Raw genomic sequence first — 19,399 nt, forward strand, 5'->3', positions numbered from 1 at the left:
TGTTATCCCGGGAGAGCCCATGGATATTCGCGCCCTGCGCTACTTTGTCGAACTGGTTCGGGAGCAGAGCTTCACCCGCGCCTCGGAGAAGCTGTTCGTCACCCAGCCCACCATCAGCAAGATGATCCGCAATATCGAGGAGGAGCTGGGCCTGCCCCTGCTCAACCGGGAGGGGCGTCGCTTTACCCTGACCGACAGCGGGCAGGTGCTGTTCCAGCGGGCCCAGACCATTCTGGCCGAAATGCAGCAGCTGGAGGCGGAGCTGGCGGATCTGCAGAGCCTGCAGCATGGCCGCCTCACCCTCGGCATTCCCCCCATGGTGGGTCACCTCTACGCTGATCTCATTCGCGCCTACCGCACCAGCTACCCCAAGGTGGAGCTAACGCTGGTGGAGTATGGCGGCCGCCTGATCGAACAGGCGGTGCTGGAGGGGGAGCTGGATATCGCTATCACCATGCTGCCGACCAAGGAGGGAGGCGCCCTCAACGCGCTAGATCTGGATCAATACCCGATCCGGGTAGTACTGCCGGACCAGCCACGCTGGCACGGCGATGCACCACTGCGACTGGAATCCCTACAGGATGAGCCCTTCCTGCTCTATACCCAGACTCTGGCATTCACCCTGAGCGAACGGCTGGAGCAGGCGTGTCAGGAAGCTGGCTTTGTGCCGCAGGTGGCGGCACGCAGCAGTCAGTGGGATTTTCTCACCGCCATGGTGCGCAGCGGCATGGGGATCGCCTTTCTGCCGGAGCCGGTCTGCAATCGGCTCATACCAGACGGCCTGGTGTTGCGACCACTGGAGCTCGAGCTGAGCTGGCGACTCGGGGTGATCTGGCCGCGCGAGCGCTATCTGTCGCACACCGCCGAGGCCTGGCTGGAGCTGTGCCGCAAGTGGCGGGAGCCTCACTGATCGCCGAAGCGATCGGTGAGCGGATTGTAGAAATAGGGGCGGTAATCGAAGCTGATCCCCTTGAGAAAGGGGTTCTCCAGCTTGATCAGCCGCCGCTGTTGGGGGTGGGCAAAGGCGATGGCCGGACCGAAGCTCTTGCGCCACAGCGCCTGCAGCGAGCCATCCTGCCAGGCGATTTGCAGCCCCTGCTCGACCCGTTTGAGCGCCTCGCGGTTGTTGGCGTTGGTATAGAAAACCCGGGGCAGCGGGTAGTAGATCATCAGGGCATCGTCGACCTTGAGCCCCTCTACCTCGTCGTGGGTGAGCTGTTCGCTGCGCAGTTCGCTCACCCCGCGGCAGAAGAGATCGAAACGGCCGCGCGCCACCATCTTGAACAGCTTCTCGTAGCCATCCACCTCCATCACCTCCAGCCCGGCGTGACGCAGGATATCAACATCGAGCCACCCCTTGCCCTGACCGAAGGTGAAGCGGCGCAGGCCAGCAAGATCGGTCACCTGCCTGACTGCCGCCTGCTGCTGCGGGCTGACAAAACAGATGCGGTAGCTGACGATCCCAAGATGCACTGGGAAGCGGGCATAGGCCAGCCCCAGCCCCTCGCGAGTGCTGCTGTAACTGTCCATGGCAAAGAGATTGGGGAAGCTGTCGAGCTGCATGCTGACCCGCTCGCGCGCCTTGGTCATGGGAGGCGCGGCCTCCATCACATAGTCGCCAAACTGGTCGCGCGTCTTGTCGAGGGCGAGACGCAGCAGCTCCCGATCGTAGGTGGTGCGCGGATCCCGCTCGCTCTCGGGACTGATATAGGTAAAGCGGGTCACCGCCTCGACCGCCAGCGGGAGCAGTGCCAGCAGACTGGCCACCAGCAGTACCAGCCTCCGTCCTGCAAACCGCTCTGCCGTTCCATGGCTTATCGCTCTCATCCCTGATCCCCTACCCGATGGGTCTGTCTGAAAGTGGCCACATAGTGCTGATAGGCGGGCGAATTGCGCACCGCCTCGATGGCATCCCACACCTGCTGGCTCTCATGCGGATGGCTCTGGCGGAAGGCGTGGGAGAAGACCAGATAGTAGGGCTTCTCCACCAACACCGGAGCGAGCCGCTCGATCTGCCCTTGCAGGTCGGGATGGGCCGCCAGCAGGCTGTCGGCCACTTCGGTCTGCAAGGCGGTGGCGGCGGCCCGATCCATCACCAGCTTTTTCAATATGATGAGCGGATCCCGGCTGGAGTCATCCACCTCGACTCCCGCCCCCTGCAGGAACTCGACGATGGAGAAACCGGACTGGGCCGCCACTATCCCCTTGACCCTGAGGGTGGTGCCATCCCACTGGCTCTTGCCCCCCTTGAGCTGATAGAGGCTGTAGCTTTCGATGAGCAAGCGCTTGTCGGGGTCCGGCTTGTCACCGCGCATCGGGTAACTGCCTATCTTGCTCGCCCGCTCCGCGCTGTAGCTCATCTTGAAGGCGGCATCCATCTGGCCGCTGCTCACCAGCGAGAGGCAGCGCTTCCAGGGGAGTGGAGTCATCAGGATTTCGATGCCAAGGCGCTCTGCCACCAGCTTGAGGTGATACTGGACAATCCCCTCCCCCGACTGCAGCAGCCAGGGGTAGGAATCGCTGTTTTCGAAACAGGAGTGCAGGGTAAAGGCAGGGGTAGCACTACCCGTGGCGGGGAGAAGCAGCACAGCGCACAGCAGGGATCTGACAGATGCTCGCATGGGGCCATATCCTTGGCAGCCAGTCTCCTTCCACTATACCAGCCAGCCCGCTAGCGTGCCGTGGCGGCAGCGTCAGGCCGTGCGGGGCATCACTCTTCGTCGCTGACTCTTCACCGATTACTCTTCGCCGATGGGAGCGGCAATCCACTTCAGCAAAGTCAGCATATCCTGCGGTGCCACACCGACCGAGAGGCCGCGCTTGCCACCGCTCACCAGAATCTCGTCAAATTGCATGGCCGACTCGTCGAGCACGGTGGGCAGCAGCTTCTTCTGGGCCAGCGGGCTGATGCCGCCCACCTTGTAACCGGTCAGCTTCTCCGCCTCCGCCGGTTTCATCATCTCCACCTTCTTGAGGCCGGTCGCCTTGGCCAGCTGCTTCAGGCTGCACATGCCGGATGAGGGCACTATGGCCACCACCGCCTGTTTGTCGTGGTGGGCGATCAGGGTCTTGAATACCTGTGCCTCCGGCAGCCCGAGCTGGGTCGCGGCATGCTTGCCGAAATCGTCGTGGGCTTCGCACTCGTAGGGGTAGAGCTTGTGGGGGATCTTGAGCTTCTTCAGCAGGTTGATGGCAGGAGTCATGATGGTTGCCTTGAATCGAATCGCATAAAAACAAGGCCAAACAGTCTGCGCCTCACGATAGGGTGATGCAAGTCGCAAGGGCAATTTGGGGCGAGCCGCTCTGCCGGACAGTGCCTTTCCAACAGCGCCCCATGCTATCCTCACCCCCGATTTCACCGATATTCGCCCCCATTTCCCATGCAGATCGAGCTTGTTCCCCTTACCCCCGAAGAGACCCTGAGCCCCGGCGGGCTGGCCCTGCAGCAGCGGGTCATCAACTCGCAACCCGCCTTCAATCTGGCGCTGGGCGGCCCTGCGGCGCTTTCCCTCAGCGCCATCCGGCAGGATACCGAAGCCGTGCTGGCCGCCGGCGGCCGCTATCTGGTCATTCGCAGGCAGCAAGAGGTTGTCGGTATCGCCCATCTGCTGGCCAACAACCCCTTCGATAAGCATCCCTGGATTGGTCTGCTGGTGATCAATAGTGAAATGGCGGGTAAAGGGGTGGGGCGCAGTGCTGCCAGTCAGCTTTGCCACCATCTGGCACAACTCAACCCGGCGCCGGTTCGTCTCTGCGTTCAGCTGAGCAACCCTGCCGCCCTCGCCTTCTGGCAGCGCTGCGGCTTCGAGCAGCTCGAGGAGAATCTCGACGAGGAAAATCGCCCCATCGCCATTTTGCAGGCCATCCCGCATAACGGCGCGAACCCGCGCTGAGCTGGGTTACAATGGCGCCCATCGTATCGGTTACGCCCGACACCCGGGCGCCACCCACCATAGGCAACGAGGTTATATGACCCGATCACGCTGGCTACCGACGGGAATGTCCCTGCTCGTCCTCCCTCTGCTCCTCACCGGCTGCGCTCACCAGCCCGATACAGAGGAGTACCAGAGCAAAGTGGATACCCTGATCAGACTCTGCACGGAAGAGACACTCCCCAACTCTCAGGCAAGGCCCGAGGGGTTCGACCTTGAGCAGTATCTGGCCGAGCTCAGGGCCGAGCGACTGCAGCTCACCCGCCAGCTGGCCACCCCGGCAGGGCACGCCGCGCTCACCGCTCGCCTGAAAACCAGCGAAGACGATCTCGATATCCTCTGTCTGAAACAGGCACTGCAGCAGACCCAGAGCCAGTAATCGAGCCGACCAAGAGAACACCAGAAACAGAAAGGGCGCCTGATGGGCGCCCTTTGTCTCTGTGATTTTAGTGGTCAGCGATCAACCGGTGTTACGCATGCCTGCCGCGATACCGGCGATGGTGACCATCAGCGCCTTGTCCAGCTCGGGGTGCAGAGTCTCCGGGTGGTTGCGGGAGCGATTGAGCAGCTCGGCCTGCAGCACGTTGAGCGGGTCAGTGTAGGGATTGCGCAGCTTGATGGACTCCTTGATCCATGGCTGATCCTCCAACAGATCCCCGCGCGGGCTCAGCTTCAGCACCACCTCGATGGATTCGGCGAGCTCCTGACGCAGCTGTTTGCCCAAGCCCCACAGCTCCTGCGGCACCAGACGGGTGTCGTAGTACTCGGCGAGCCAGACGTCCGCCTTGAGGAACACCATCTCCAGCATCTCGAGGCGGGTGCGGAAGAAGGGCCACTGGGCGCTCATCTCCTCCAGCACGGCCAGCTTGCCGTCATCGATCGCCTGTTGCAGCGCCTTGTGGGCACCGAGCCAGGCCGGCAGCATCAGGCGGTTCTGGGTCCAGGCGAAGATCCACGGAATGGCGCGCAGACTCTCGACGCCGCCGTTGGGCTTGCGCTTGGAGGGACGCGAGCCGAGCGGCAGTTTGCCAAGCTCCATCTCCGGGGTGGCGGCACGGAAGTAGGGGACGAAGTCCGGGTGGCCGCGCACGATGCTGCGGTAGTGATCGCAGGAGACGGTCGCCAACTGCTCCACCACTTCACGCCAGCACGCTTTCGGCTTGGGCGGCGGCAGCAGGTTCCCTTCCAGCACGGCGCTGGTGTAGAGCTCCAGACTCTTGATCGCCACTTTCGGTAGGCCGAACTTGAAGCGGATCATCTCGCCCTGTTCGGTGACGCGCAGGCCACCGCGCAGGGATCCCGGCGGTTGCGACAGAATGGCTTGCTGGGCCGGCGCACCGCCACGACCGACGGTACCGCCGCGACCATGGAACAGGGTGAGGCGCAGATTGTTGGCCTCGGCCAGCGCTACCAGCGACTCCATGGCGGCGTACTGAGCCCAGCCGGCGGCCATCATGCCCGCATCCTTGGCGGAGTCGGAGTAGCCGATCATCACGTACTGACGGCCCTGAATGTAGCCGCGATACCAGTCCACCGACAGCAGGCGTTCCATCACGGCGGTGCCCGCCATAAGGTCTTCCTGAGTCTCGAAAAGCGGGGCGACCGGCATGCGGAACTTGCAGCCCGCCTCTTTCAGCAGCAGTTGCACCGCCAACACGTCGGACGGGGCACCAGCCATGGAGATGATGTAGATACCGAACGCGTCGGGATCGTGCTGGGCAATCACCCGGCAGGTTTCGATGGTTTCGCGGGTCTCGTCGCTCGGCTCCCAGTCGTTGGGGATAAGCGGGCGGCGGGAGTTGAGTTCGTTGAGCAGGAAGGCCTGCTTGTCATCCTCACTCCACTCGGCGTAATCCCCCAGCCCCAGATAGCGGGTCAGCTCGGAGAAGACCTGGCCGTGGCGCTCACCATCCTGACGGATATCGAGCTTGACCAGATGGATGCCGAAGCAGGCGATCTTGCGCAGCACATCCAGCAGCATGCCATCGGCGATGTTGCCCATGCCGCAGGCGTGCAGGGAGTGGTAGCAGAGCTCCAGCGGTTCGCGCAGCTGGGCGGTGGTCTTGACCAGATCCCGGCTCTCGCTCGCCTGTCCCTGCACCTTGGCGGTCAGGTACTCTTGAGTTTCGCGCAGCTGTTCGCGCAGCTCGCGCACCAGCGCACGGTAGGGCTCCGGGTGATCGCCAACCCGCTCGCGCACGGCGTCGGTGCAGTCGGACATGGAGAGCTCGGAGGTGAGCTCGCGGATGTCCTTGTAGAAGAGGCTCACCGCCATCCAGCGGCCCAGCTCCAGCACCTCGGCAGTCACCTTGGCGGTGACGAAGGGGTTACCGTCACGGTCACCGCCCATCCAGGAGGTGAACTTGACCGGCGCGGCATCCAGCGGCAGCCGCACACCCAGATGGTGTTGCAGACGCTCGTCCAGATTGCGCATGAATTCGGGGATGGCCGGCCACAGGCTGTTCTCCACCACAGCGAAGCCCCACTTGGCCTCATCCACCGGAGTCGGGCGCTGTTCGCGGATCTCGTTGGTGTGCCATGCCTGATTGATGAGCTGCTCGATGCGATTGAGGATCTTGTCCCGCTCGCGGGGCAGCAGGTCGGAGAGCTCCAGCGCCTCGAGGCAATCGTTGAGCTGCACATGCTTGTGGATCAGGGTGCGACGGGTCACCTCGGTCGGATGAGCGGTCAGTACCAGATCGATATCCAGCTCGCGCACGGCCTGAATGATGGCCTCTTGCGACAGGTTGGAGGCTTTCAGTTTGTCGAACATCTGCTCCAGCGGGTCCGGGGTGCAGACCTGCTCTTCGCAGCGACGGGAGATGGTGTGGAACTGTTCGGCCACGTTGGCCAGATTGAGGAACTGGCTGAAGGCGCGGGCCACCGGCAGCAGCTCGTCGTCGCTCAGGGTGCGCAGGGTATCAAGCAGACGTTCCCGGTCTGCCTCATTGCCTTTGCGGGAAGATTTGGCCAGTTGGCGAATGGTTTCGATCTTGTCGAGGAAGGCCTGACCCTGATGGTCCTTGATGGACTTGCCCAGCAGCTGACCCAGCATACCTACGTTGGCGCGTAGTGCGGCGTACTTTTCGTTCATTCCACATCCTTATCTTGTTGGTGCCTGACACCCATCCGGGGTGCGAGACGACCTCACTTATTGTTGTGCGATTACAACATATGCTCCGTCATCTTAGGGTGACAATCTACCCAGATTGTCTGCGCAAGGTCAAATAACAGGCCGATTCAGAAGATGTATTTCCCTCACCACTCCCGCACCGGCTTGTTATGTAACTTACTTACAGCTTTGACCCCCTTTGCTGCCCTTTTCAGAGGCAGAAGCGACGAACCAGATGCTGCAATACCGCAGTGGTGGGCTTGACGAAGGAGAGATCCAGATACTCGTCAGGCTGGTGCGCCTGGGTGATATGGCCGGGCCCCATCACTATGGTCTCGCAGCCAAGCTGCTGGATAAAAGGGGCCTCGGTGCAGTAGTTGACCGACTCGGCCGTGCGGCCGCTCGCCTTCTCCGCTTCGCGCACCAGCACAGAGTTGTCGGCGCAGGCGTAGGCGGGAATGGGCTCATGCAGGTGTTGCAGATGCAGGCAACCAGGCTGGTGAATCTCGATGGGAGAGAGCGCCTCTTTGAGCATCCCCATCAACTCGTCTGGCCCCACCTGCGGAGTGGGTCGCAGATCGATATGCAGCTCGCAGCAGCCGCAGATGCGGTTCGGGCTGTCACCACCCTGAATGTAACCGAGGTTCAGGGTCGGCTGCGGCACGGCAAAGCGGTGGTCGGCGTAGCGATCTTTCAGATCCTGCTGCAAGCGCAGCACCTGCCCCATCGCCTTGTGCATGATCTCCATGGCGTTGACGCCGTTGGCGGGATCCGAGCTGTGACCGCTCTTGCCGGTGATGCGGATCGCCTCCGACATATGCCCCTTGTGGGCCACTACAGGCACCAGCCCGGTCGGCTCGCCAATCACCGCGTAGTCGGGTTTCAGTTCGGCTGCCGCAGCGATGGCGCGGGCCCCCGCCATGGTGGTCTCTTCATCGGCAGTGGCGAGAATGCGCAGCGGCTTGGTCAGCTTGGTGAGGTCGATCTCTTTGAGCGCTTCCACTATGAAAGCGAAGAAGCCCTTCATATCGATGGTGCCGAGACCATAGAGGCGGTTGCCCTCTTCGGTCACCTTGAAGGGATCCTTGCTCCAGCCTCCCTCATCGAACGGCACCGTATCTGTGTGACCCGCCAGCAGCAGACCGCCCTCCCCCTGACCGATCGTCGCCACCAGATTGAACTTGCCCGGCAGCTCGGGGAGTGCCGTCACCTCACACTGAAAACCGAGCTGACCGAACCAGTCGGCCAGCAACCGGATCACCGCCTCGTTGCTCTGATCCCACTTGGGATCCGTGCTGCTGATAGAGGGGATCGCAATAATATTCTTGTAGAGTGAAAAAAAATCCAGATTGGCCATCAGCTCCTCCTTGCTTCCCCAAAACGTTTCTGTTAGAAAATACAAATGCAATGCGAATGCATTAATATTCTGTCTTTTTGCCAGGATAAGCAGCTCGCCAACAAAGGCTTCTAGTTGTAAGGGAAAGTTAATGTTCTGTCACCTGATCTATAACCGACGACACACACCCGCCTGAATTGCCCCTCCGCACTTGTGCACAGGGGCGATCGAACACCCTTGTGCACCGCAGCACCACGCTGTGAATCTCGAACTCTGATTTAGAATATTCAAACATGCTCAACACCGTTATCGTCGGTGCCAGTGGCTACGCGGGAGCCGAACTGGCCGCACTGGTACAGAACCATCCACAACTCAAACTGTTCGGCCTCTATGTCTCCGCCGGCAGTCAGGATGCCCACAAGCGCTTCTCTTCCCTGCATCCCCAGTGGGTCGGCGCCCTCGATCAGCCACTGCTGCCGCTGGACGACGACGGCATGACCCGGATCCTGACCCAGGCTGATCTGGTGCTGCTGGCCACCGCCCACGAGGTGAGCGCCGAGCTTGCCCCCAAGTTTCTCGCCAAGGGGCTGCCGGTGTTCGATCTCTCCGGCGCCTTCCGGGTCAAGGATCAGGGGTTTTACGACAGCTTCTACGGCTTCACCCACCAGAGCGAACAGTGGCTGGATCAGGCTGCCTACGGTCTGGCCGAGTGGAATGCCGATGCCATCGCCAGCGCCCAGCTGATCGCCGTGCCGGGTTGCTACCCGACCGCATCGCTGTGCGCCCTCAAGCCGCTGCAGCAGGATGGCCTGATTGCCAAGGGTTGGCAGCCCATCATCAACGCAGTCTCCGGGGTCTCCGGCGCCGGCCGCAAGGCGGCCATCAACACCAGCTTCTGCGAAGTGAGCCTTAACCCTTACGGCACCTTCAATCACAGACACCAGCCGGAGATCAGCCATCACCTCGGCAAGGAGGTGCTGTTCCAGCCCCACCTTGGCAACTATGTGCGCGGCATCCTGGCCACCATCTATGTGCAGCTGGCGGACGGCGTCACCCCCACCCAGGTGGATCAGGCCTTCCTCAAGGCTTACGAAGGCAAGCCGCTGGTGCGCCTCACCGGCCAGATGCCCTCTATTCGCGGTGTGGCAAACACCCCTTACTGCGATATTGCCTGGCAACAGCAGGGCAACATGCTGGTGGTGGTCTCTGCCATCGACAACCTGCTCAAGGGCGCAGCCTCGCAAGCCATGCAGTGCATAAATATCAAATTCGGATTTGAACCGGCCACCGGCCTGATTTAAGGACTTAGGAAGGATCTCGAACATGGACAAACAGACGTTGGTAATCAAGCTGGGCGGCGCCCTTATCGAGAACGACGAGGCGCTGACCGCCCTGTTCGCCACCCTCAAAACCTTTCTCGACGATCAGCACCGTCCGCTGGTGCTGGTGCACGGCGGTGGCTGTCTGGTGGATGACCTGCTCAAGGGGCTGGGTCTCACCTCTACCAAGAAGAACGGCCTGCGGGTGACCCCGTTCGAGCAGATCCCCTTCATTGCCGGTGCGCTGGCAGGGACCGCCAACAAGCAGATGATGGCCAAGGCGATCGCCACCGGCATTCCGGCGGTGGGGCTCTGTCTGGCAGATGGCGGCCTGTGTCAGGTGACCCAGCTCGACCCGGATCTCGGCGCAGTCGGCGAGTGCAAGCCGGGCAACCCGGCACTGGTGGCGGGCATCCTCGGTCAGGGCTTCCTGCCGGTGGTGAGCTCCATCGGCATCACAGCCGACGGGCAACTGATGAACGTCAACGCGGATCAGGCGGCCACCGCCATTGCCGAGGCGCTCGGTGCCGATCTGGTGATGCTCTCCGACGTGAGCGGCATCCTCGATGGCAAGGGCAAGCTGGTGCCACAGCTCGACAAGCTGACCGCGCTGGATCTGATGGAGAAAGGGGTGATCCGCGATGGCATGGCGGTCAAGGTAGAAGCGGCCCTGCACGCCGCCCAGACCCTCGGCAAGCCGGTCTGTGTCGCCAGCTGGCGTTACCCGGACCAGCTGCTCAAGCTGCTGGCTGGCGGCGCCGTCGGCACTCAAGTGGCCATTTGATCTCCACCGGAACAAGGAACATCCGATGCAACATCTTCTGAAAGACAGTGATCTGAACAAAGCCCAGATCGAAACGCTGATTGCGCTGGGCAAAGCAGTGAAAGCCGACCCGAAGAAGTACAGCCAGGCGCTGGCCGGCAAGAGCGTGGTCACCCTGTTCGAGAAGCCCTCCCTGCGCACCCGGGTCACCTTCGACATCGGCATCGCCAAACTGGGCGGCCACAGCGTCTATCTGGATCAGCAGAACGGCGCGCTGGGCAAGCGGGAGTCGGTGAAGGATTTCGCCGCCAACCTGTCGCGCTGGTGTGATGCCATCGTCGCCCGGGTGTTCGATCACCAGACCCTGGTCGAGCTGGCAGAGCACGGCACAGTGCCGGTGGTGAACAGCCTGTGCAACCTCTACCACCCCTGCCAGGGGCTGGCCGACTTTATGACCATTGCCGAGCACTACGACGATCTGTCAAAGGTGAAGCTTGCCTACCTCGGTGATGGCAACAACGTCAGCCACTCTCTGCTGCTGCTGGGGGCGACCCTCGGTACAGACGTCACCCTGATCTGCCCGAAAGGCCACGGCCCGGATACCCAGATTTTCCTGCAGGCGCAGGCTCTGGCGGCCAAGTCGGGGGCGACTATCCACATCAGCGATGACGTGGCGGATATCGAAGGGTTCGACGTGGCCTACACAGATACCTGGGTCTCCATGGGTGACAACACGCCGATGGAGCAGGTCAAAGACCTCTTTATGCCTTACCAGATCAACCAGGCCCTGCTCGACCGCACCGGCATTGCACATGTGCTGCACTGCCAACCGGCGCACCGGGAGCTGGAGATCACCTCGCAGGTGATGGATGGCCCCGCCTCCCTCATCATGGACGAGGCCGAAAACCGGATGCATATCCAGAACGCCGTGTTGCTGACCCTTCTCGGCAACAAGTAACGCGGCACTCAACCTGAATCACGACACCTTTATTGAATCATCATCGAATCATCATGGAGAGAAGTAAAATGAGCGGAATCAACAAGATCGTACTGGCTTACTCGGGTGGACTGGATACCTCGGCCATCATCCCCTGGCTGAAAGAGCACTATGACGCCGAAATCATCGCCTTCGTGGCCGACGTGGGTCAGGAGCGCGACGATCTGGAAGGGATCGAGCAGAAGGCCATCGCCTCCGGCGCCACCAAGTGCATCATCAAGGATCTGCGCGAAGAGTTCGTCAAAGAGTACGTCTACCCGACCCTGAAGACCGGCGCCGTCTATGAGGGCACCTATCTGCTGGGCACCTCCATGGCCCGTCCGGTGATCGCCAAGGCGATGGTCGAGGCCGCGCTGGCGGAAGGGGCCGATGCCATCTCCCACGGTTGCACCGGCAAGGGTAACGATCAGGTGCGTTTCGAAGGTGCGGTCGCCGCGCTGGCGCCCCAGCTGAAAGTGATCGCCCCGTGGCGGATCTGGGACATGCGCTCCCGGGAAGATCTGCTCTCCTATCTGGAGACCCGCAACATCCCCTGCAAGGCGACCCTGAAGAAGATCTACAGCCGCGACGCCAACGCCTGGCACATCTCCACCGAGGGTGGCGAGCTGGAGAGCACCTGGAACGAGCCCTCCGAAGCGGTCTGGCAGTGGACCGTACCGGCCGAACAGGCACCGGATCAGCCGGAGTACGTCAAGCTGACCGTGGCGCAGGGTGAAGTGGTGGCCGTTGACGACCAGCCACTCAGCCCGCACCAGATCCTGATGACCCTGAACGAGCGTGCCGGCAAGCACGGCGTGGGCCGCATCGACATCACCGAAAACCGGATGGTGGGCATGAAGTCCCGCGGCTGCTACGAAACCCCGGGCGGTACCGTGATGGTCGCTGCGCTGCGCGCCGTGGAAGAGCTGGTACTGGATCGCCCGACCCGCGCCTGGCGGGAGAAGCTGGGTGCCGAGTTCTCCCATCTGGTCTATGACGGTCGCTGGTTCACCCCGCTGTGCAAGGCGATCCTCGCCTCTGCCAACGCCATCGCCGAAGATCTGGACGGTGAAGTGGTGCTGAAGATGTACAAGGGTCAGGTCACCGCGGTGCAGAAGAAGTCGCCGAACAGCCTCTACTCCGAAGACTTCGCCACTTTCGGGGCCGATGAAGTGTATGACCAGAGCCATGCCGAAGGCTTTATCCGTCTCTACACCCTGGCCAGCCGGATCCGTGCCATGAAGGAGCAACATCAGGCTATCGGTGGTGATCACACCCACGGCTAATCCGTGAATAGAGGGGGGAGGAGAAATCCCCCCTAATTTTTTAATGCGGGGGGTACTAGATGATCGAAGAGAAACTCAAGACTGTTAGTGATTATCTGCAAGAGAGTTTTCCTGGAGCGGGTGGGCCAGCCTGTGATCAGGCTTTCACGACTGACGACTATTTGTTCGGAATCAAGCTAGGAGAGAAAAATCTTCTATTAGAGATTTCCGTGTGTTGGTTAGAAGACCATCTAGCACACAACATACGGGAACTTCTCGTATCCAACAAAATCGCAGATATGATGCTTGAGCATCTCGACAAAATTGTTGTGATTAGGACTACAGGGATCACGACTAGAGACAAGCAAGAAGCAAGCTGTATGTAAACAGCCGCAGTAATTCAAGGAGAGCAGTATGGCACTTTGGGGTGGACGCTTCAGTCAGGGAGCCGATAGCCGGTTCAAGCAGTTCAACGATTCGCTGCGGTTCGATTACCGGCTGGCGGAGCAGGATATTCAAGGCTCCATGGCCTGGGCCAAAGCGCTGGTGAAGGTGGGTGTCTTGACCGCCGATGAGCAGGCCAAGTTGCAGCAGGCGATGGAGGTGCTGCTCGCCTCGGTGCAGCAGGATCCCCGGCAGATCCTGAGCTCGGACGCCGAAGATATCCACTCCTGGGTCGAGAGCCAGCTCATCGCCGCCGTCGGCGATTTGGGCAAGAAACTGCACACCGGCCGCTCGCGCAACGATCAGGTCGCCACCGACCTGAAACTCTGGTGCAAGGCGCAGGGCGAGCTGCTGCTCGGCTCCATCACCGCCCTGCAACAGGGGCTGGTGGCCTCCGCCCGCGCCAATCAGGCCGCCGTGCTGCCGGGTTACACCCACCTGCAGCGGGCCCAACCGGTCACCTTCGCTCACTGGGCGCTGGCCTATGTGGAGATGCTGGAGCGGGACTACTCCCGCCTGCAGGATGCCCTCAAGCGCCTCGACACCAGCCCCCTCGGCTGCGGCGCGCTGGCGGGCACCGCCTATGCCATCGACCGTGAAGCGCTGGCGCTCGACATGGGCTTTAGTGGCGCCACCCGCAACAGTCTGGATTCGGTCTCCGATCGGGATCACGTGGTGGAGCTGATGCACGTGGCGTCCCTCTCCATGACCCACCTGTCGCGCTTTGCCGAAGATCTCATCTTCTACAACACCGGCGAGGCGGGCTTTGTCGAGCTCTCCGATGCGGTCACTTCCGGCTCGTCGCTGATGCCGCAGAAGAAGAACCCGGATGCGCTGGAGCTGATCCGCGGCAAGACCGGCCGGGTGGTCGGCGCCCAGATGGGCATGCTGATGAGCCTCAAGGCTCTGCCGCTGGCCTACAACAAGGACATGCAGGAAGACAAAGAGGGGCTGTTCGATGCCCTCGACACCTGGCACGACTGCCTCGACATGGCGGCGCTGGTGCTGATCGATCTGAAGGTCAACGGCGAGCGCACCATGGCGGCGGCGCAGGGCGGCTACGCCAACGCCACCGAGCTGGCGGACTATCTGGTGGCCAAGGGGATTCCATTCCGTGAGGCGCACCATATCGTCGGCGAAACCGTGGTCTTTGCCATCAGCGTGGGCCGCCCGCTGGAGGAGCTCTCCATCGGCGAGTTCCAGCGCTTCAGCCCGGTGATCGAGTTCGACGTCTACCCCAATCTGGAGCTGGAAGCGACCCTGGCCAAGCGGGTTGCCAAAGGCGGCGTTGCCCGCGCGCAGGTTGAGGCAGCCCTGACTGCCGCCGAAGCTTGGCTGGCCAAACGGGTGGGTTAAGCCACGATGATCGTTACCTGACATTGAACAAAAATGGCAACCAATGGTTGCCATTTTTATGGTAAATAACGAATTCAATTCAGGATAAGTAATGGAGAAATTAGATTGAACAACAGATTTCGCTGATGCTTTTCAGTTTCACCAAACTAGCCTGTTGGTAATAATTTTTTCCGCATCAATGCATTTTGCAATGTCACACCACGACGAACAGGATATCTCCGCTCTTCCACCTGAAAACCATGATATGAAAAAAAAGGCTCAGCGGTTTTGCTTACATCAGCCGTTAATTCGAAAATACCTTGCTCCTTGGCGCTTTCATGAATACGCGTCATCAACTTGGTTCCCACCCCCTGTCTAGCGTAATGTCCAGCCACAAAGAAATGATCAATATAACCATTTGGCTGAATATCTGCATACCCGACAATGTCACCATCAATTTCGGCTACAAAAGGCTTCAAATCTCTTATGTGGTCAGCCCACAGTTCTGGAGATATATCATCAGGAGCCCACGCTTGAATCTGTTCAGCGGTATAGTCGCATGAGGCTATATCGTGCACTGCCGACAAGAAAACGCTAAATAATCGAGTTTCATCACCAGCTTTATATTTCCTTATCTCTACACAGCTTCGGTTAACAGTCATATCAGCGCACCTGCTCAGCATTACTACATTTGGTTTGATAACTAAAACTCCCACTGGAATTATCGCATTCTTTATAGCTGTTTTTAACTCACGCACTGGCATTGAGCAGTTTGCCCACCCCCTCCCCCTTGCCATTGGGCAGGGTCTGTTTAAAGGCACCGAGCAGCTGGTCGAGGTTGAGATGGCTGGCACCGAGGGAATCCTTGAGGGTATCGAGCTCGCTCTGCAGCGCGTCGAGGCGGGTGCTCTGGGTGCCGCTCGCCAGCTGGTTGCGGGCGCTGTCGATGGCGGCAGGAAGGGATTGGCCGCCATTCTCCTGCCCCAGAGTCTGCATCAGCTCACCCATAAAGTGGTTGATGGCAGCGCGGTTCTGCTCGCTGTCGGCATACTTGACACCCAGCCGCTGGAACAAGCTCTGGACGGTCGGGGCAAGGCGATCCTCCTGCACGGTTTGCTGCACAGGCTCGGGTTTGGCACTGCTGCCAAGCAGCTGACTGCCCAGCTTGAGGGCGATTGAGGCAAGGGGAAGCAGACTGCTGATCATGATAACTCTCCGCGACAACGACCCTTGATGGTGTTGCCAAGAGATGTGCATAAGCGGGGCCAGAATGCAGTGAACAGCGCAGGGCAAAACCAACCCATTGAGCCACCGAGTGATTTGAATCGCCGCCTTGTGTTCGGGCATTGCAACTGAGGTCATCACAAGAGAGCCGGGCGGCCAGCGGCTGCCGCTGCAGATCGAGGCGGCAAAGGAGCATTGCCGCAGCAAACCGGAGGCGACAGGGCTCCTCTTCGCTATATGCCGGTACATGCCTGCTATCCCCTCGATCACGTCATTTTTCATTCATGAAACTTATGGCTATTAAGATCATGTAAATTTTCTTATCTAATATGTTCGCGCAAGATGGCTCTCAAACCGGATTCGCCGTCACCGCTATGCTGGCCGGCAGCCGCCTTATCCCTGCCTTTTTCGTTTATGGAGTCGTTATGTCCCTGATCACCCCCCATATCTCCCCCGAAGTCAGCCAGTTGGCTCCCGGCTTTCGCGCTCTGAGCATCACGGTGCAGGCCGCCGCCGTGGTCGACCCGAACGTGGGGGCGCGTGCGCTCGATGAGGCCTGCACCGCCATGCTGACCGCCGATGTGCCGTGGGCAGAGGCGCATCTCGCCGCCTGGGGCGATCTGTTCAGAAAGTTCGGCGCCAAGCCACAGCGGACTCCCTGTTCCGCCGAGGCCCTGAGAAAACGGGTCGCCCGCGATGGCAACCTGCCCGCCATCGACCCCGTGGTCGATCTCTACAACGCCATCAGCATCCGCTACGCCATTCCGGTGGGGGGCGAAAACCTGCTCGCCTATGAAGGGCTGCCGCAACTGGTGGTGGCCGATGGCAGCGAGCTGTTCGATACCATGAAGGGGGGCGAACCCGCCCACGAATCTCCGGAACCCGGCGAGGTGGTCTGGCGGGATGACAAGGGGGTCACCTGTCGGCGCTGGAACTGGCGGCAGGGTGTGCGCACCAGATTGAGTATCGATTCGGGCCAGATGTGGTTCATTCTGGAGAGCCTGCCCGAGATGCCGCTGGCTGCACTGCATGAGGCGGGGGAAAAACTGATCGCCGGGCTGCGGGAGATGATGCCGGAGGCGGTGATCGCGCAGAGCCTGATCGGCCATAACAAATAGGCGATTTTCGTCAGCAGGATACAGAGAGGGGCGCCGCAGCGCCCCTCTCTCTTTTCTCCCTGCTCAGCCCAGCAGCATATAAAGCTGGTGCGCTGCCACCCCGGCGCACAAGCCGCCGATGGTGTGGGCGACAATGGCGCGGGAGGTGAGATGGCGATAGCCGAGAGCATCGAGCATGGCGGTGTGGGTGCTCAAAAAGCCGCTCCAGCACATCCCCATGGCGGTAAACACTGCCACCTCGTTGCCGGTGATCCATCCCTTGGCAATAAAGGGGGGCACCAGCGACATGGCGGCACCGACTGCACCGAGCGAGGTAGCCGGGAAGGCGACCAGCTCCGGCTGCTGGAAGCCAAACAGCAGGTCAAACAGCCAGCCCGCCTTGGCGGCCAGCACCGGCAGCAGGGCAACCCCCTGAAACGCTTCGCCGGTATAGCCCTTCTCCCCCGGGCCGAAGGTGAGCAGCATGACGAAGGTGCTGATGATGAGCACACCCGGGATCACCGCCATTCCCAGCTCCACACCGGATTTGCCGCCATCGAGCAATGAGTTGAGGATCCGCAGCCAGCCCGGCGCCACCTCTTTGCTGACCCCGACCTTGTGCCCCTTGGCATCAGTCGGCTCATCGTCCAGCACCTCACCCACCAGCGGGCGGATCATCCGCTGCATCAGTCGGGTAGAGACCACCGAGCCCACCAGAGCGCCGAGCAGCCCGATCAGAGCGGCGCTGGCGGTAGACTCCCCGCCCGGCAGCTGCAGAGTGGCCATAAAGGTCACCACGATCAGGCCCATGCCGAAGGCGGTACCGAAGTTGGTCAGAGACACCAGTTGCCATGGAGTGAAGCCCTTGCGAAAGCGGCTGTCCTTGGCGAGGCTGATCACCGCCGGGTTATCGGAGAAGAAGGTCATCAGCGCCGCCAGCGCAGTGCGCCCCGGCAAGCGGAACACCGGCTTCATCAGGGGGGCCAGCAGCACCTCCAGCAGGCGGATCACCCCGAATTCGCTCAGCAGCTGGCTGAGAGCGCCGGAAAGCACGGTGATCCCCATGATGAAGAGCACGGTATTGAGCAGCAGCTGGTGGGCGGTATTGAACAGGGTGTTGACCATGGCGGAGAGGCCCATCTGGCTGCCGAGATAGCCAAACAGGCTGCCCAGGATCAGCAGCACCAGCACGGGCTCAAGCCACTCGCGGATGGTGGCCAGTCGCCCCTTTGAGTCTATAACTACTTGATTTTCCATATCTATCCTGCCGTCATTCTGTGCGTGTGTGATTGTTGTTATGGTAAAAACTCGGTATTGAACCAAAGAAAAAAAGCCCTTGTCTTGCGACAAGGGCTTTTCGGTTTGGCTCCTCCTGCTGGGCTCGAACCAGCGACCTGCGGATTAACAGTCCGTCGCTCTACCGACTGAGCTAAGGAGGAATTATTAGTGGTGCCCAGAGACGGAATCGAACCGCCGACACGGGGATTTTCAATCCCCTGCTCTACCGACTGAGCTATCTGGGCAAATGGTGCCGGCTACCGGAATCGAACTGGTGACCTACTGATTACAAGTCAGTTGCTCTACCTACTGAGCTAAGCCGGCACACTTTAAACCATTGTGCATGAACAAATTTTTTATTTCATAGCACCAAAATTTGGTGCCCAGAGACGGAATCGAACCGCCGACACGGGGATTTTCAATCCCCTGCTCTACCGACTGAGCTATCTGGGCGTGGGCGCTATTAAACGGATTTTAAGGCGGATGGTCAACGGGAAATTTTACTTTTTGTCTCGTTCGTCTCTTTTTTGCTCAACATCACCCGTTTTTCCCACTTCCTCGCCACAGGCACACCCTTTTCGCCGCCAGACTCTGGGTTCTTCCCCCTTGAGCAGGCGGGAGATGTTCTCGTGATGGCGGATCAGGATAAGACAGGAGAGCAGCGAGACAGGGAGGGTGTATTCGGGTTTGAGCAGGTAGGTAAAGAGTGGCGTGAGCAGCACGGTAATGATGGAGGCCAGCGAAGAGTAGCCACTTGCCAGCAACACCAGCAGCCAGGTGACGATGACAGCGCCCCCCATGGTGAAGCCGAGCGGCATCATGGTGCCCAGCGCCGTCGCCACCCCCTTGCCACCGCGAAAATGAAAGAAGATGGGGTACATGTGGCCAAGACAGGCGGCCACCCCGATAAAGCCGAGGTAGACCGGCTTTATCTGCAGATACCAGGCGAGATAGACAGGCGCCGTTCCCTTGAGCACATCGAGCAGCAGCACCACCAGCGCCGCCAGCCGGCCACCGAGGCGCAGCACATTGGTTGCCCCCGGATTGTGGGAGCCATGATCCCGCGGGTCGGGCAGACCACTGCAGCGGGAGACCAGCACAGCACTGGATAGTGAACCACCCAGGTAGGCCAGAATAATCATCAAAATCGTCAGGGCCGTCATCTTGGTCGTTTTTACCACGATATGAATGGGGTATGATGCGGGCCACAACGCTGGCATGGGCCCATGCCCACCCAGAGCGCCTCGGCAAGCCTGTTGCCCGGCCAGCATCCCTGCGCTGTCATCACAGCCCATCAAGAGTAAAGAAGAAGTACAGT

Annotated in this window: 19 protein-coding genes and 4 tRNA genes; 10 read left to right on the top strand and 13 right to left on the bottom strand. The window is 60.6% G+C overall.

Translation table 11 applies throughout. From position 1 onward, the window contains the following. The first annotated feature begins 19 nt into the window (after positions 1-19). Entirely contained in the window at positions 20-910 is an 891-nt protein-coding gene (locus AACR93_RS18005) for a LysR family transcriptional regulator (protein WP_043851567.1), read from the top strand. Here AACR93_RS18005 and AACR93_RS18010 read toward each other — a convergent pair. The 3 genes from AACR93_RS18010 to ybaK form a co-directional block, all read right to left on the bottom strand. Beyond that, positions 904-1,827 (bottom strand): hypothetical protein, encoded by a 924-nt coding sequence (locus AACR93_RS18010; protein WP_043851568.1) that lies wholly within the window; start codon positions 1,825-1,827, stop codon positions 904-906. The genes AACR93_RS18005 and AACR93_RS18010 overlap by 7 nt on opposite strands. Continuing rightward, a complete protein-coding gene (locus AACR93_RS18015) occupies positions 1,824-2,621 on the bottom strand; it encodes a substrate-binding periplasmic protein (RefSeq protein ID WP_043851569.1) in 798 nt (265 codons plus the stop codon). Before AACR93_RS18015 ends, AACR93_RS18010 begins: the two co-directional genes overlap by 4 nt. Before the next feature lie 117 nt (positions 2,622-2,738). Beyond that, entirely contained in the window at positions 2,739-3,203 is a 465-nt protein-coding gene (ybaK, locus tag AACR93_RS18020) for a Cys-tRNA(Pro) deacylase (RefSeq protein ID WP_042033253.1), read from the bottom strand. 177 nt (positions 3,204-3,380) lie between these two features. Between ybaK and AACR93_RS18025 the strand changes: the two genes are divergently transcribed. Both AACR93_RS18025 and AACR93_RS18030 read left to right on the top strand, forming a co-directional pair. After that, positions 3,381-3,893 (top strand): GNAT family N-acetyltransferase, encoded by a 513-nt coding sequence (locus AACR93_RS18025; RefSeq protein ID WP_043851570.1) that lies wholly within the window; start codon positions 3,381-3,383, stop codon positions 3,891-3,893. Between the two features lie 76 nt (positions 3,894-3,969). Beyond that, positions 3,970-4,311, top strand: a complete 342-nt coding sequence (locus AACR93_RS18030) for a hypothetical protein (protein WP_156153005.1) — start codon at positions 3,970-3,972, stop codon at positions 4,309-4,311. Between the two features lie 81 nt (positions 4,312-4,392). On the opposite strand, the gene ppc is transcribed toward AACR93_RS18030, so the two are convergent. Both ppc and argE read right to left on the bottom strand, forming a co-directional pair. Continuing rightward, on the bottom strand, positions 4,393-7,026 hold the full coding sequence (gene ppc, locus AACR93_RS18035; RefSeq protein WP_043851572.1) for a phosphoenolpyruvate carboxylase: 2,634 nt from the start codon (positions 7,024-7,026) through the stop codon (positions 4,393-4,395). Between the two features lie 229 nt (positions 7,027-7,255). Continuing rightward, positions 7,256-8,401, bottom strand: coding sequence for an acetylornithine deacetylase (gene argE, locus AACR93_RS18040; protein WP_043851573.1), 1,146 nt, complete (start codon positions 8,399-8,401; stop codon positions 7,256-7,258). Positions 8,402-8,673: 272 nt separating this feature from the next. Here argE and argC point away from each other — a divergent pair, with 272 nt between their 5' ends. The 6 genes from argC (at position 8,674) to argH (ending at position 14,503) form a co-directional block, all read left to right on the top strand. Further along, positions 8,674-9,681, top strand: a complete 1,008-nt coding sequence (argC, locus tag AACR93_RS18045; RefSeq protein ID WP_043851574.1) for an N-acetyl-gamma-glutamyl-phosphate reductase — start codon at positions 8,674-8,676, stop codon at positions 9,679-9,681. Positions 9,682-9,703: 22 nt separating this feature from the next. Then, entirely contained in the window at positions 9,704-10,483 is a 780-nt protein-coding gene (gene argB / locus AACR93_RS18050) for an acetylglutamate kinase (RefSeq protein WP_043851575.1), read from the top strand. 25 nt (positions 10,484-10,508) lie between these two features. Continuing rightward, positions 10,509-11,420, top strand: a complete 912-nt coding sequence (locus AACR93_RS18055; RefSeq protein ID WP_043851576.1) for an ornithine carbamoyltransferase — start codon at positions 10,509-10,511, stop codon at positions 11,418-11,420. Positions 11,421-11,488: 68 nt separating this feature from the next. Further along, positions 11,489-12,724 (top strand): argininosuccinate synthase, encoded by a 1,236-nt coding sequence (locus AACR93_RS18060; RefSeq protein ID WP_033115910.1) that lies wholly within the window; start codon positions 11,489-11,491, stop codon positions 12,722-12,724. 59 nt (positions 12,725-12,783) lie between these two features. Then, complete coding sequence (locus AACR93_RS18065) at positions 12,784-13,089, top strand: hypothetical protein (protein ID WP_043851577.1); 306 nt, start codon at positions 12,784-12,786, stop codon at positions 13,087-13,089. Between the two features lie 28 nt (positions 13,090-13,117). After that, positions 13,118-14,503, top strand: a complete 1,386-nt coding sequence (gene argH / locus AACR93_RS18070; protein WP_043851578.1) for an argininosuccinate lyase — start codon at positions 13,118-13,120, stop codon at positions 14,501-14,503. Between the two features lie 146 nt (positions 14,504-14,649). Here the strand turns inward: argH and AACR93_RS18075 are convergent, their stop codons facing one another. Together AACR93_RS18075 and AACR93_RS18080 are read right to left on the bottom strand one after the other, a co-directional pair. Beyond that, positions 14,650-15,144 (bottom strand): GNAT family N-acetyltransferase, encoded by a 495-nt coding sequence (locus tag AACR93_RS18075; protein WP_043851579.1) that lies wholly within the window; start codon positions 15,142-15,144, stop codon positions 14,650-14,652. An 88-nt stretch (positions 15,145-15,232) separates the two neighbouring features. Beyond that, on the bottom strand, positions 15,233-15,688 hold the full coding sequence (locus AACR93_RS18080; RefSeq protein ID WP_043851580.1) for a hypothetical protein: 456 nt from the start codon (positions 15,686-15,688) through the stop codon (positions 15,233-15,235). Positions 15,689-16,131: 443 nt separating this feature from the next. Between AACR93_RS18080 and AACR93_RS18085 the strand changes: the two genes are divergently transcribed. Further along, entirely contained in the window at positions 16,132-16,824 is a 693-nt protein-coding gene (locus AACR93_RS18085) for a B3/B4 domain-containing protein (protein WP_043851581.1), read from the top strand. 63 nt (positions 16,825-16,887) lie between these two features. Here AACR93_RS18085 and AACR93_RS18090 read toward each other — a convergent pair whose 3' ends face one another. The 6 genes from AACR93_RS18090 to plsY form a co-directional block, all read right to left on the bottom strand. Beyond that, entirely contained in the window at positions 16,888-18,060 is a 1,173-nt protein-coding gene (locus AACR93_RS18090; protein ID WP_043851582.1) for a CD0519/CD1768 family membrane protein, read from the bottom strand. Between the two features lie 106 nt (positions 18,061-18,166). After that, a tRNA-Asn gene (locus AACR93_RS18095) sits at positions 18,167-18,242 on the bottom strand. A gap of 8 nt (positions 18,243-18,250) precedes the next feature. Next, positions 18,251-18,326: transfer RNA gene (locus AACR93_RS18100), tRNA-Phe, on the bottom strand. Positions 18,327-18,329: 3 nt separating this feature from the next. Further along, positions 18,330-18,405 (bottom strand) — tRNA-Thr (locus AACR93_RS18105). A 53-nt stretch (positions 18,406-18,458) separates the two neighbouring features. Continuing rightward, positions 18,459-18,534: transfer RNA gene (locus AACR93_RS18110), tRNA-Phe, on the bottom strand. A gap of 47 nt (positions 18,535-18,581) precedes the next feature. Further along, positions 18,582-19,244: a glycerol-3-phosphate 1-O-acyltransferase PlsY gene (gene plsY, locus AACR93_RS18115; protein ID WP_043851583.1), complete on the bottom strand. Its 663-nt coding sequence runs from the start codon at positions 19,242-19,244 to the stop codon at positions 18,582-18,584. Positions 19,245-19,399: the final 155 nt, after the last annotated feature.

Source organism: Aeromonas sp. L_1B5_3 (genome assembly GCF_963866575.1).
Lineage (GTDB): Bacteria > Pseudomonadota > Gammaproteobacteria > Enterobacterales > Aeromonadaceae > Aeromonas > Aeromonas jandaei.